Annotated in this window: 7 protein-coding genes; 6 read left to right on the forward strand and 1 reads right to left on the reverse strand. The window is 35.6% G+C overall.

Features of this window, described 5'->3' with window-relative positions:
• Positions 1-2: 2 nt before the first annotated feature.
• Entirely contained in the window at positions 3-3287 is a 3285-nt protein-coding gene (locus GR162_RS10790) for a TonB-dependent receptor (RefSeq protein ID WP_160782154.1), read from the reverse strand.
• Positions 3288-3537: 250 nt separating this feature from the next.
• Between GR162_RS10790 and GR162_RS10795 the strand changes: the two genes are divergently transcribed.
• The 6 genes from GR162_RS10795 (at position 3538) to GR162_RS10820 (ending at position 14695) form a co-directional block, all read left to right on the forward strand.
• The gene (locus GR162_RS10795) at positions 3538-4287 is read left to right on the forward strand and encodes a DeoR/GlpR family DNA-binding transcription regulator (RefSeq protein WP_008468392.1); all 750 of its coding nucleotides are present in this window, start codon (positions 3538-3540) and stop codon (positions 4285-4287) included.
• Between the two features lie 328 nt (positions 4288-4615).
• Complete coding sequence (locus GR162_RS10800) at positions 4616-7531, forward strand: FAD-binding and (Fe-S)-binding domain-containing protein (protein WP_160782155.1); 2916 nt, start codon at positions 4616-4618, stop codon at positions 7529-7531.
• A gap of 55 nt (positions 7532-7586) precedes the next feature.
• On the forward strand, positions 7587-8414 hold the full coding sequence (locus GR162_RS10805) for an alpha/beta hydrolase family protein (protein ID WP_160782156.1): 828 nt from the start codon (positions 7587-7589) through the stop codon (positions 8412-8414).
• A 171-nt stretch (positions 8415-8585) separates the two neighbouring features.
• Positions 8586-10421, forward strand: a complete 1836-nt coding sequence (locus GR162_RS10810) for a PQQ-binding-like beta-propeller repeat protein (protein ID WP_160782157.1) — start codon at positions 8586-8588, stop codon at positions 10419-10421.
• Between the two features lie 278 nt (positions 10422-10699).
• A complete protein-coding gene (locus tag GR162_RS10815) occupies positions 10700-12181 on the forward strand; it encodes a glycoside hydrolase family 10 protein (RefSeq protein WP_160782158.1) in 1482 nt (493 codons plus the stop codon).
• Positions 12182-12193: 12 nt separating this feature from the next.
• On the forward strand, positions 12194-14695 hold the full coding sequence (locus tag GR162_RS10820) for a beta-N-acetylhexosaminidase (protein ID WP_160782159.1): 2502 nt from the start codon (positions 12194-12196) through the stop codon (positions 14693-14695).
• Positions 14696-14697: the final 2 nt, after the last annotated feature.

A 14697-nucleotide genomic window follows, 5' to 3' on the forward strand; every position in this document is an offset into this window, starting at 1 on the left:
TTTTAGAAAGCAAGTTGAATACCAAATGATATCGTTTTAGAATAAGGGAAAGTTCTTCCCCATGCAGCTTCTGTTTCATTAATCTCAGGATCTACTGGCAATTTACTGCTTTTCCAAGTCGCTAAGTTTAAGCCAGAAACGTACGGTCTAATTTTGTCGATTCCGATTTTTTCGGTAATGCTTTTAGGAAAAGTGTATCCAATCGTTACAGACTTTAAGCGTAAATAAGACATGTCTAATAAATAACGTGACTGTGCCACAAAGTTGTTAGATCCAGGCGCATAAGTTCCAAAAGCGTTTCCAGCATGATTAGGGTACGGATTAGGGAAATAAGCATCTGTGTTTTCTGGCGTCCAGTAATCATTCTGGTTTACATACATGGCATCTGTTCTATTGTAGAATGGCAATACTAAATCAGAAGTCGCCCAATATTCACGTTTACCAACTCCTTGAAAGAAGGCATCAATGTCAAATCCGTATAAAGCACTTCCTAAACGAATTCCATATTGGTAACGAGGAGTTGTATTACCAATAACTTTTAAATCTCCAGGTTTAAGAGCTGTTCCATCTCCTCTTGAGATTACACCATCGCCATCTAAATCTTTATACATTACATCTCCAGCTCCAAATTTAAAAGCACCGGTTCTAATATTTTTATAATCAACACCATTTACAATTAATCCAGTTGCATCAATTTGATCTGTAGTTTGAATCAAACGGTCTGTTTCTAATCCCCAGATTTCGCCAAGTTTTTGACCTGCGTAAAAAGATGAAGTTGAAATCAGTTTAGCAGAGTTGTTCCATTCTGTTACTTCAGTAGTATTGTCTGAAAGGGTAAGATCTGCATAAACACTAATGTTTTGGTTTATTTGTTTGTTGAAGTTAAGAGCAAGCTCCCAACCTTTGGTTCTTAAATTTCCTGAGTTCGTATTGGCAGCCGCCTGACCAAATGAGCCTGGAAGTGTTTTACCTGGAGCCAACATTCCTTTGGTATCTCTTTGATAATAGTCAAAAGTTAATCCAAGCATATTAAAGATACGAATATCGATACCAATATCCTGAGTAGTTACTTTTTCCCAAGTTAAATTCGGATCAACATTTGATGGCTGATTTACAGTAGGAGGAATCGTTGTACCGCTTCCTATCCAATAAGGGTTAGGATTAGTAGTAACATTCGTCATAACAGGTAAAAAGGCATTGTTAGCAATATTCTGATTTCCAATTGAACCAACAGATCCTCTAATTTTCAAATCATTTAACCAGCTTTTTGTACCTTCCATGAAAGCTTCTTCTGAAATTCTGTATCCAACAGAAGCAGAAGGGAAGAATCCCCATTGCTCATCTGTAGGGAATTTTGACGAACCGTCATAACGTCCGTTTACTTCCAAAAGATATTTTCCTTTGTAATCATAATTCACACGTGCAAAGAATCCAGCAATGGCATATCTTGATAAACCTGGATTTAAGATGTCATTAGCAACAAGAGGTGCAGTAAATTGATCACCAATAGCTAGATTAAACTCTGGTTTATTTTTATCCAAAAGCGTATTTCTACGAGCATAGGTTCTTTCTTGATCGTACCACTCAGTGTTTAAACCTCCTAGTGCTTTAAAGTTATGGTTTTCACCCAATGTTTTAGTATAATTTGCATAAACATTGGCTACATTTCTAGTGTAAGATGTTTTGGCTTGTGCCACAAAATCATTTCCAGTTTCCATAGATGTAGGTTTTCCTGCAACCAAGTCAGCAGCACTTGTCCACCAGTCCCAAAGTGGCACTTGACCACCATTCATTTTAAGGCTTGAAAAATTAGTATTGATACTGTATTCTCCAATAATATTAAAGTCTTTTGTAATTTGAGCAGTAAGTTTTCCGCTTATCCTCATATCATTTGACTTATTCTCATTTTGAGATGCGTTTGCCATATAACCTGGCGCATGTCTGAAATAGGTGCCATTGTAAGTACCATAAGGGAAGTAAGAGCCCCAACGCATGTAGTATCCAAAATAACCATTACCAGCAGTATCCACACCATTGTTATAGTAGTTAAAAGGAGAATCATATTCTTGGAAAGTTCCTAGTACTTTAAAATCTCCAGTAAGCCAGCTTGCTAACTGTGTAGTCAAACCAAGGTTAAGATTGAATCTTTTGTTAGTTTCGGTATTGATTTTCATTACCCCTTCTTGATTCGCTAAACCTAACGAAACAATAAAAGAACTTTTTTCTCCTAAAGAACCTTGAGCTGATAAATTATGAAGCGTTTGTATAGAATTCTTTTTTAGCATTTCATCATGCGGATTCCAGATTCTATAAAAATATTCTCTGCCGCCAATCACGTCGAAATCCTCTCCTAAAACCATGTTTTTATCATTAGGATTTCTTGTGGCAGCATATTTTTCCTTCCAGTTAATGATACCAGGCAATAACGTTTTGTAGTTCATACCAAAAGACTCTGGATTGGCATTACCCGCTCTAGCTTGTGCCTCGATCATTGCAGGAAGCTCTACTGTAGGATCATTAAATTTAATCAAAGAAATTGGGTTGCTAATACCAGTATTTACACTATAAGCAAATCGTACTTTGCCTTTTGCATTTTTACCGCTTTTAGTGGTAACTAATATAACTCCAAATGCAGCACGTGCACCATAAATAGAAGCAGAGGCTGCATCTTTAAGGACAGACATCGATTCTACATCTTCTGCATTTAATAAAGAAAGATCACCTGGAACACCATCAACTAAAATAAGTGGCGATCCTGAAACCTCTCCGTTTACAATAGTTCCAGCTCCACGAATATTAATTTTTGATTGTTTGCCGATACTACCTGAATTATAAGTAATATTAAGTCCTGGAGTAGTTCCCTGTAAACCTTTTGTAATATCTGTAACAGGGATGCTTCCTAAAGCTTTTTTAACATCAACTTTAGCAACTGCACCAGTAAGATTTGCTTTCTTTTGCGATGAGAATCCCACGACAACTACTTCATCCAATTTTGCAGCAGTCGCCGCAAGTGAAATACTAAGTTTTTGTTGCCCTTCAACTTTTACGACTTGAGTTTCAAAGCCCATGTAGCTAAAGCTAAGGCTTCGGCCTGACGCGACGCTTATGCTGAAATTTCCATCAAAATCAGTTGTAGTTCCGTTGGAAGTCCCTTGAATCATAACACTGACTCCAGGTATCGGAAATCCATCTGCTTTGTTTTTTACTGTTCCAGTAACTGTTTTTGCTTGTCCAAATGCTGTTTGAATGCACAAAACCAACACTGTAATAAAGAGTAATTTTTTCATGATTAATCTGGTTTTTTATGGTTGTTGTTCAGCAAATATATCTAATTATTGCATACAAATGCATTTTTATGTGTTTTTTTTCTAAAAATAATTTGAAAAACGCAAAATAACGCATTTTTTGATAAAAAATAAGAATTGAATTTGTTTTTAAAATCTTACTAATGCATGATTTTGCAGTTTTTAAGGCTTTTTTTATTATAGAATGAAATATTTGATATATTTGTGATGAATTTTTAACTTTTATAAAAACATGCTGAAAGCCGAAAGACATAAATATATAATGACTAAACTTATTGAAGACCAAAAAGTTGTTACAACAGATTTAGCTTTGGCTCTCGATTTGTCAGAAGATACAATTAGAAGAGATTTGAACGAATTGGACAGTAAAAAGCTGTTAGAGAAAGTATACGGAGGCGCTGTTCAGGTAAAAGAAAAGTCTGATAATGTATTTGATATTGCTATTGTTGCAGAAGAGCAGAAAAAGAAAATCGTGACAAAAGCATTATCTCTTCTTCATGACGATCAGGTTATTATAATGAGTGGAGGAAGTACCAACCTGGTTTTTGCTAAGTTAATTCCAGCCGATTTAAAGGCTACAATATATACGTATAGTTTACCGATCGCTATGCAACTGTCTCAGCATCCTAATATAGATTTGATTTTTATTGGCGGAAAAATGCAGAAAAACGCAATGGTGACAATAGGGATGGATGTGATTCAGGTTGTATCTAAAATTAAGGCTGATATTTGTTTCATTGGCGCCAGCAGCATTAATATCAAGCAAGGACTTACAGAAGTAGGTTATGAAATATCAATTGTTAAAAAAGCCATGATAGAAGCTTCTGATAGGGTGGTGTCGATGTTTGCTTCAAATAAATTAAATACCAAAATGCCCCATGGCGTATGTGATCTTACGCAGTTGGATACTATCGTGACAGAATTAGATCCAGAAGATGAAAGGCTGGATGAATATAGAAAATCTGGAGTCTTTATCTTATAATTTTAAACTTATCCAGTGTAATATTTGCGTTTTGTTGCGTTATTTTATTTTCATTATGTTAAAAAACGCAAAATAATGTATTTGTATGCTTTTTGTATCTATATTTGTTAAAACTAATTTTATTAGTCAGACATATTTATAGAAATCATTCTTCGTTTACTTGCCATTTTTCTAAATGCATTGATGAAGTTCGACGCTTCAAAATAGGAACTTTAATAAATATTGAATTCTGATAAAATTTAGAATGTATTGTTTTTGCCAACAGCTTTTAGCCAATGCATAAATAAAACAGGTATTAAAGAACCAAAAAGCAACAGAACCAAATTAAATGTCCGATTCTCTCCAATTACAAGAATTAGAAACTTCCTTAGAAGGAAACCTTTTTTATGATGACCTTCATAAAAAAATATACGCCACAGACGCCTCTGCTTACAGAATTATGCCGCTTGCCGTGGCCATTCCGAAATCAGAAAATGATATTATCAATATTATTCGTTTTGCCTCAAAAAATAAGATTTCGATAACGCCAAGAACGGCAGGGACATCTTTGGCGGGACAGACAGTTGGCAACGGGATCATTGTAGATGTGTCGAAACATTTTAATAAGATTGTTTCTTTTGATCGTGAAAAGAAAACCATAACCGTTCAGCCAGGAGTAATTCGAGATGAGCTGAATTTATATTTAAAACCGCACGGATTATTTTTTGCTCCGACAACATCAACAACCAACAGATGTATGATTGGAGGAATGGTCGGAAATAATTCATCGGGAACAACTTCAATTCGTTACGGTGTTACAAGGGATAAAATAGTAGAAATAAAAGCCGTTTTAAGTGATGGCTCTACAGCAGTATTTAAGGATTTAACTTCTGAAGAATTTATTGAGAAAACAAAAGGAGATTCTTTAGAAAGTAAAATTTACAGAACGATTTACGAAGAGCTTTCGAATAAAGAAAATCAAGAAGAAATCTTAAAAGAATTTCCAAAACCAGAAATTCACAGACGAAATACAGGTTACGCAATTGATGTTTTGCTGAAATCGAAACTTTTTTCAGGAACAGAAGATACCATCAATTTAGGAAAACTGCTTTGCGGAAGTGAGGGAACGCTGGCTTTTACAACAGAAATTACTTTAAAAGTGGATGATCTGCCTCCAACCAACAACATAATGGTTGTGGCGCATTTTCATACCATTCAAGAAAGTTTAGAAGCTGTTGTGACAGCAATGAAACATCATTTATACACTTGCGAAATGATGGATGACACGATTTTGGACTGCACGAAAACCAATAGGGAACAAGCTAAAAACCGATTTTTTATTGTGGGTGAGCCAAAAGCAGTTATTATGCTCGAAGTTGGATCTCACATTAGTATGGAAGATGCCGAATTGCAAGCTGATGCTTTGATTAATGATCTTCAAATTAATGGTTTCGGATACGCTTTGCCAAAAATCTATGGAGCAGATATTGACAAAGTAAACGAGGTGCGAAAAGCAGGTCTTGGGCTTTTAGGAAGCATTGTAGGAGACGATAAAGCAGCCGATTCTATTGAAGATACAGCCGTAGAATTAAGTGATCTTCCAAATTATATTGCCGATTTTGCCGCAATGATGGAAAGACACGGACAAAGTGCCATTTACTATGCACATGCTGGAGCGGGTGAGCTGCATTTGCGTCCCAAGATAAATTTGAAGACAAAAGAAGGATTACACCAATTTAGAAATTTATCTACTGAAGTGGCGCATTTGGTAAAAAAATATAGAGGTTCGTTAAGCGGCGAACATGGCGATGGAATTTTACGAGGTGAGTTCCTGCCGTTTATGATTGGCGATAAAAACTACGAACTGCTGAAACGAATCAAAAAAGCATTTGATCCTGATACTATTTTGAATGTTGGGAAAATCGTAAATGCTTCTAAAATGGATGAAAACCTTCGTTTTGAGGCGGGAAGGGTAGAACCTGAGATAAAAACCATTCAAGATTTCTCTGATAGTTTAGGCGTTTTGCGTGCTGCAGAAAAATGCAATGGTTCGGGCGATTGCAGAAAAATGCCTTCGGCGGGTGGAACTCTATGTCCAAGTTATCGCGCCACAAGAAATGAAAAAGATACTACTCGTGCTCGTGCCAACGCTTTAAGAGAATATCTGACGAATTCGGAAAAAGAAAACAAATTCGATCACGAAGAATTATATAAGGTTTTTGAGCTGTGTGTGAGCTGTAAAGCTTGCGCAAGCGAATGTCCAAGCAATGTGGATGTGGCGACTTTAAAAGCAGAATTTTTATACCAATATCAGAAAGCAAACGGATTTTCTTTCCGTAATAAAATATTTGCTTTCAATTCTAAATTGAATGAATTGGGAAGTATCGCCCCATCTGTGACCAATTGGGCTTCTAATCTTTCATTCGTTAAAAAGCGTATGGGAATTGCACCTGAAAGACAAGTGCCATTATTGGCTCCAAAAACATTCAGGAAATGGTATGAAAAAAACAAAAAGCTGTACGCAACAAACTCGTTTGAAAACGGCAGCGTTTATCTTTTCTGTGATGAATTTACCAATTATTATGATGTCTCGGTCGGAATCGATGCTTTCGAATTGCTGACTAAATTAGGTTACAATGTAATTGTAATTGATCACGAAGAAAGCGGCAGAGCTTTTATTTCCAAAGGTTTTCTGGAAGAAGCGCAAGAAATAGCCAATAAAAATGTCAATACATTCAAAAATATAATTTCTGAAAATACGCCTTTAATCGGAATCGAACCTTCGGCAATATTGACTTTCAGAGACGAATACATCCGATTGGCTTCGGATAAGGAAAGCGCTGAGAAATTAGCCCAAAACACTTTAACGGTTGAAGAATTTTTCAAAAAAGAAATTGCCAAGGGAAAAATTCATGCGGGACAATTTTCTGAAAGAGAGAAAAATATAAAGATTCATGGGCATTGCCATCAAAAATCATTAAGCTCTGTTGAAGCTTCTTTTGCGATGCTGAATGTTCCAAAAAATAATACCGTAACCATTTACAATTCGGGCTGTTGCGGAATGGCGGGTTCATTTGGTTACGAAAAAGAGCATTATGAAATCAGTATGAAGATGGGAGAAGATACCTTGTTTCCAAAAATTAGGGCAACAGAACCATCAACCGAAATTGCAGCTGCGGGAACCAGCTGTCGTCATCAGATTTTTGATGGGACGAGTAGAAAAGCGATGCATCCTGTAACCATTTTGAAAGGTTGTTTGAAATAAGTTTTCGTATTTTACCAGTACTTTTCAAAAATATTATTTTATAAAAACATCAATTATGAAAAAAATAATTTACTCAATCGTATTACTGCTTTTAATTTTTACAGCCAGAGCAGCAAAGGTTGATACATTGCAGGTTTTTAGTGCTTCGATGCAGAAGAATATTAAAACTTGCGTAGTAGTTCCGGACCATTATAAAAAGAGTAAGAAAGCATTTCCAGTAGTTTATTTGCTTCATGGTTATAGCGGAAATTATGCTTCATGGGCAAAAGATTTTAAGGAATTAGGAAAACAAGTGGATCAATATGGTTTTATAGTGGTTGGAGTAGACGGGAATTATTCAAGCTGGTATTTTGATAGTCCGATTGATCCGAGTTTTAAATATGAAACTTATGTTGTAAAAGAATTGGTTCCGTTTATTGATAAACAGTACAGAACAATTGCAGATCGTAAAGCTAGAGCGATTTCGGGTTTGAGCATGGGTGGTCACGGCGCTTTATACTTGTCATTTAAGCATCAGGATGTATTTGGAGCGGCAGGAAGTATGAGTGGTGGAGTAGATTTTCGTCCGTTTCCTGAAAATTGGGACATCAAAAAAAGGTTGGGAACCATTACGGAACATCCTGAAAACTGGGATAAAAATACGGTTACCAATATGCTCGATTTGGTGAAAGACAACAAACTAAAACTAATTATTGACTGTGGAGTTGATGATTTTTTCATGACCGTTAACAGAGAGCTTCATGCAAAAATGCTGGCTCAAAAAATAAATCACGATTATATAGAACGTCCAGGAGAACATAATCTGAAATACTGGGAGAATTCTTTAAAATATCAGCTTTTGTTTTTTCATGATTTCTTTAATGAAAATCTAAAAACAAAGTAATCCTAAAGTGTATTTCGGTTCCACACATGTCGGAATACATAAATTTTGGTTGGTTATCCTAACAGGTTTTATAAACCTGTTAGGTATTTTTTTGCCAAAGAATTACAACTAACATACCTTAAACGGCATTAGATTCTAAATAAATTATAGTTTAATTAAATAAAATTACCAATGAAAAATCTATTTTCCAGAATACTGCTAATTTTTGTAATCACAACAAGTTTTGCTCAAAATATAGAAAAATCAGAACAGATCAAATTTGTGCAGCTCACAGATTTACACGTTTCGGTAGGAAATGAAAATGATTTTTTATTGCAGGATATTGTAAAAGAAATCAATAATTCAGATTTCGAATTTGCGGTTGTAACTGGTGATTTGACCAATAGAGGTGCCGATGACGAATTAAAACAAGTGCATTCGATTCTCTCTAAATTGAAAATTCCGTATTATGTAATTTCAGGAAATCACGAAACCAACTGGAGCGAAAGCGCCGGCTTGACTTATAAAAAAATATTTGGTGAAGACCGTTTTGTGTTTTCAAAAGGTGATTATCTTTTCATCGGTTTTCCATGTGGACCTTATATGAAAATGGGTGATGGTTTTGTAAAACACGAAGATGTGCTTTGGCTTGATAAAACCCTAAAAGACAATCTTAAAAACAATAATAAAAAAGTATTGAATTTTGCTCATTATCCGTTAGATAACAGCGTGAGCAATTACAAAGAAGTGCTTTCTGTTTTAGAAAAATACCCAACCGTCGCTACTTTTTGCGGTCACGGACACACCTTACGCAAATATGATTTCTCTGGTTTGAGCGGTATAATGGGAACATCAATAACTTCTCTAGACGGAAAAACAAAAAGTTATAATCAAGTAATTATCAGCAAAGACAGCATCAGTATCTATCAAAAAGAAATAGATAAATCTGCAGTTTTTAGATTTTCGGTTCCGTCCAAGCCTTCGAAAATTGTAATTCCTAAAGATAGTTTGGCAATGCAATCTCCTTATATAAAAGATATTGCCTCAATTTACAGCCTTCCGGCATTTGACAAAAAGAGTGTTTATTTTACGAATTCTATCGGCGAAATAAAATCTATAAACCTTAAGAATAAAGCTTTAAATTGGAAAACTGAGACAGGAAATTCAATTTATTTTTCGCCAATCATCGTAAAAAATAATTTGGTTATCGGTACAATAGAAGGAAACCTAGTAGGATTTGACACACAGTCTGGCAAACAAAAATGGACAATTCCTGTTGGCGGCGTTTTGGTAGGCTCGCCAATTGCAGAAAATAATAAAATTTATACGGCGAGTTCTACAGCATTTATTTGCGCAGATGCTGTGAGTGGTAAAACAATCTGGCAGAATAATTTGCCAGCGTCATATTCGCAAGGAACGCCGTTAATTCAAGGCGATAAAATAATTTTTGGAGTTTGGGATTCGTATGTGTATTGTCTGGATAAAAACACAGGAAAATTGATCTGGAAATGGAACAATGGCAATGATAAACAAATTTTGTATTCGGCTGGAAATGTGAATATGGTTTCGACAAAAAACCGACTTTATTTTGTTACTCCACAACGTTTTTTGACCATTTTGGATATTGAAACAGGAAAAACGCTTTTAAGAACGCAGAAATGGAAAATTAGAGAATCGATGGGAAAAAGCCAAGATGGAAAATGGTTTTACGGTAAAACAATGGACGGTTTATTACTAAGATTGCCTCTTAGCGATGATCTTGAACTTACAGAAGAAAATCTGGTGAACCAAAGTAAAGTGTTAGATTTAAAACTTGGATACGAACACAATCCGGCAGCAATATTAGAAAACAAAAACAAAATATACGTAGGAAGCAGAAAAGGAGAAGTTTTGATTGTAGATGCTTCTAAATTTGAGATTATAAAGCAAATTAACCTAGGAAGTTCAAGCGTAAATGGCTTTACAATTGATGATAAAGGACAAGTCTGGGCATCGCTGATTGAAGGCGGGATTTATCTGCTTAACTAAGAAATGTCATCCTAACAGGTTTCAAAACCTGTTAGGTATTTTAACCACTCCGATAGCTATCGTCATAAAAGGATTAAAAAATATTTTTTAAGAATAACAGAATTCCCACGAATTAAATCTGTTAGATCTGACAAATCTGCGAGAGAAAAATAGAATAGAAAGATTAAATCTTTGCGTCTCTGCGACTTTGCGAGATTGAAAAAACAAAAACTTAGCGGACATTGCGTAAATCCCTGCGCTCTTTGCAGTTAAATATTCACGACACAAAATACATGATCATGAAAAGCCTAAAAATTGTAATTCTAATTTTGCTGATTCATACCCAAATTTTCAGTCAGCAATCTCCAAAAAGAGAAATGCGTGCAGCTTGGATTTCTACTGTAGAAAATATAGACTGGCCCTCTAAACCAGGTTTGTCAGACAAAGAAATGAAGAGCGAAATGATTGCCATTTTGGATAATCTACGTTCTTATAATTTGAATACAGTCATTTTTCAAATCCGTCCAACTGCCGATGCGTATTACAAATCGACAAAAGAACCAGCATCGCATTGGATAACAGGAACTCAAGGCGTTGCTCCGGGTTTTGACCCGCTACAGATGATGATTGATGAAGCAGGAAAACGCGGCATGAATGTGCACGTTTGGCTGAATCCGTATCGTGTTCAGAAAGATACCGTTAGAGACGTACTTTCAAAAAATCATTTATATTTTAAAAGACCAGACCTTTTCCTGACGTACGGGAAAGCCAGATATTTTAATCCGGGATTGCAGGAAACAAGAAATTTTGTTGCTTCTGTAGTTGGCGAAATTGTTCGCAAATATGATATTCAGGCCGTTCACATGGACGATTATTTTTATCCGTATAAAATTGAAGGTCAAGAGTTTCCTGATGAAAAAGCTTTCGCTAAAGAACCACGTCAGTTTAAAGATAAAGAGGATTGGAGAAGAGACAATGTTGATTTGATTATCAAACAAATAAGAGATACTATAATAGCCAATAAACCAGAAGTTGAATTCGGAATTTCGCCTTTTGGAGTATGGCGAAATATTGCCAAAGATTCTCAAGGTTCTAATACGAGAGCAGGAGCTACCAATTATGATGATTTGTATGCTAATATCTTAAAATGGCAAAAAGAAAACTGGATTGATTATGTAACGCCTCAAATCTATTGGCACATTGGTTTTGACAGAGCAAACTTTGAAGTTCTGGCAAAATGGTGGGCAGAACATAAATATGGGGCAAATGTTTATGTCGGGCATGGCGATTATAAAATTTCGAATACTGCGAAAGAACCAGAATGGAGAAGTTCGGATCAAATTGTGAAGCAGATTGAAATGATTCGTAAATTCCCTCAAATTGAAGGCTCGATGCACTTTACAGCTTCTAATTTTCTGAAAAAAGGAGATACGCTTAGAAAACCTCTCGTTGAAAAAGAATACAAGTATATCGCTTTAACTCCAGAAGCAAACAGAATTGCAAGATTAAAACCAGAACCGCCAACAAATGCTGTAATTGCCAAAAAAGGCAATAATGCAATTTTAACTTGGAAAGCTGCATTTAATGACAAGAAATATGTCATTTACAGATTTCTGAAAGGGAAAATCACAGATTTCTCAAATCCTGAGAATATTTATTATGTGACAACAGCTTTAAAACTAGAAGTGGCAAATGCCAATTTGGAAAACTATGTTTATGCGCTCACTGCCTTGAGCCAGACCCAGACAGAAAGCAGTCCGATAGAATTTTCAACAAAATAAAATATAAAAAAGATGAAAAAAAGTATTCTTCTATTAGCCATATTTCTAAGTTCGCTTAGTATTGTACAAGCCCAAAAACTGGATATAATACCAAAACCTGTATCCGTTCAACAAAGCACAGGACAATTTGTTTTGCCTTCGTCTTTAAAAATTGTTGTAGATAAGAAAGTAAAAAATAGCGCCGATTATATTGCAGCAGGTGTTTCAAAAAGTACTGGAATTAATCCGATTGTTTCCATTGGAAAAAAACACGGAAAAAATAACATTTCATTTCTAGTAGATAAGAAATTGGATCTTCCAAATGAAGGGTATCAATTGGAAATAAACCAAAGTGGCATTTTCATAAAAGGAAAAACGGATAAAGGAGTTTTAAACGGATTCCAGACTTTCCTGCAAATTTGCTCTGCAAAAGAAGTTAAAAAAGGAACTCTTCCGTTTGTAAAAATAAAAGATTATCCACGTTTTGACTGGCGAGGTATGATGCTCGATTGTTCAAGACAATTTTTTGACAAACAAACCGTAAAAAATTATATCGATTGGCTCGCGGCACATAAAATGAATGTTTTTCATTGGCATTTAACAGATGATAATGGCTGGAGAATCGAAATCAAATCGATGCCAGATTTGACTTTAAAAGGTGCTTGGAGAGGTCCTGGCGAAGTCTTATTGCCATCTTACGGTTCTGGAGACAAACGTTATGGAGGTTTTTATACGCAAGAAGACATTAAAGAAGTCGTAGCTTATGCGGCAAATCGCGGTATTTCGGTAATGCCAGAAATCGAAATTCCAGGACATTCGAGAGCAGTTACAGCGTCATATCCAGAAATTGGATGTGAAATAAGTCAGGAACTTAAAAGTGTTCAAGGAGAAGTAAAAAATGTTTGGTGTGTTGGTCGAGAGGAAAACTATGACCTTTTAGATTCAATAATTAGAGAAGTATCTGGATTGTTTCCCTTTGAATATATTCATGTTGCAGGAGACGAAGTCAATCGTGCCAATTGGGAACAATGCCCAAAATGTAAAGCTTTGATGGCAAAAGAAGGTTTTACAGATAGTTTTCAGCTTCAGAATTATTTCTTTAGAAGGGTTCAAAAAATCGTTGATAAATACCATAAAAAAACAGATGGCTGGAATGAAATCCTAAAAGGAGGAGAAATTGATCCAAACACACTGATTTCTGCTTGGCAAGGCATTAGTTACGGAATTGAATCGGCAAAAAAAGGATATAAGACCATCATGATACCGGGACAATTTTTGTATTTTGACATGGCACAATCTGAAACAGAACGTGGTCACCGTTGGGCGGCAATTACGGATACAAAAAGAGCGTATTCGTTTGAACCAATTCCAGATACCGATTTAACTCCTGAAGAACAAAAAAATATAGTTGGAGTTCAAGGTGCTTTATGGAGTGAATATTTGGATCGCCCTGCAAGAATCATGGAATACCAGAGTTATCCAAGAATAAGCGCTTTGGCTGAAATTGGCTGGTCTAAAAAAGAAGATAAAAACTGGGATGATTTTTATGGAAGATTAACCAACAGCCATTTGAAAAGATTAGCCGATATGGGAATTGCTTTTAGAGATTTTCCTCCAACAGCGATTTATAAAAATGGAACAATCACAGTAACGCCGCCTTATGAAGGTGCGGTTGTTCGCTTTGACAAAGATGGAAACGAGCCTACAAGACAGTCGCCTTTGTATACCGAACCAATTCAGACAGAAAATTATGAGCAATATAGGTTTAGAGTTTTCTTTAATGAGACTTCGGCAAGTCCAGCTGTAAAAGCTGAAAAATTGCCTGTTGCCAATTGGAATACATCGAAAGCAGAAGTTTTAACGATTTCAGAAAATATCTCAGAGCATGTTGATAAAAAAGGAATTTGGTATCTGAATTTTAATCCAGCAGATGATGGAGCAAACGGAACAATCAAAAGTGTTTCGCTTTTTGAAAATGATAAATTGATTCAGACTTATGCAGACGAAAAAGCGTTAAAAGCAAAACCTCGTTTGAGATTTGTAATTGGAAATTATAACGAAAAAAATACGTATCGATTAGATTTTACTGTTGAAAATAAAGAAGAGAAAAAGTCAGCGGCAAACGTAAAATTCAATTGTTCGCCATATCAGGAACCAGAAGTTAAAGTGACTTCTTCGATGGCAGAAAATCCGAAGTTTCCAATTTCGAATCTACAAGATTACAATGAAGAATCTTACTTGCGCACCGATGTTGCGTGCAAAGATGGCGATTGGATTTTGTATACCTTTACAACTCCTGTAACATCTTCTAAAATAGATGTTTTAACTGGAATTCCACATCATCCGAGATTTATAATAAATGACGGTTACGTTGAGTTTTCATACAACGGAACGGATTTCATAAAAGGCGATAATTTTGATTACGGAAATGCGTCAATTTATCCAAAACAACCTGTAAAAGCAGTTAGAATACAAATTAAGGGAACCAATAACGAGCCTTTGATGGCAGCGCAGGACTTAAAAATTAATCCGTAGTA

The sequence above is a fragment of the Flavobacterium sp. HBTb2-11-1 genome (genome assembly GCF_009826975.1).
GTDB lineage: Bacteria > Bacteroidota > Bacteroidia > Flavobacteriales > Flavobacteriaceae > Flavobacterium.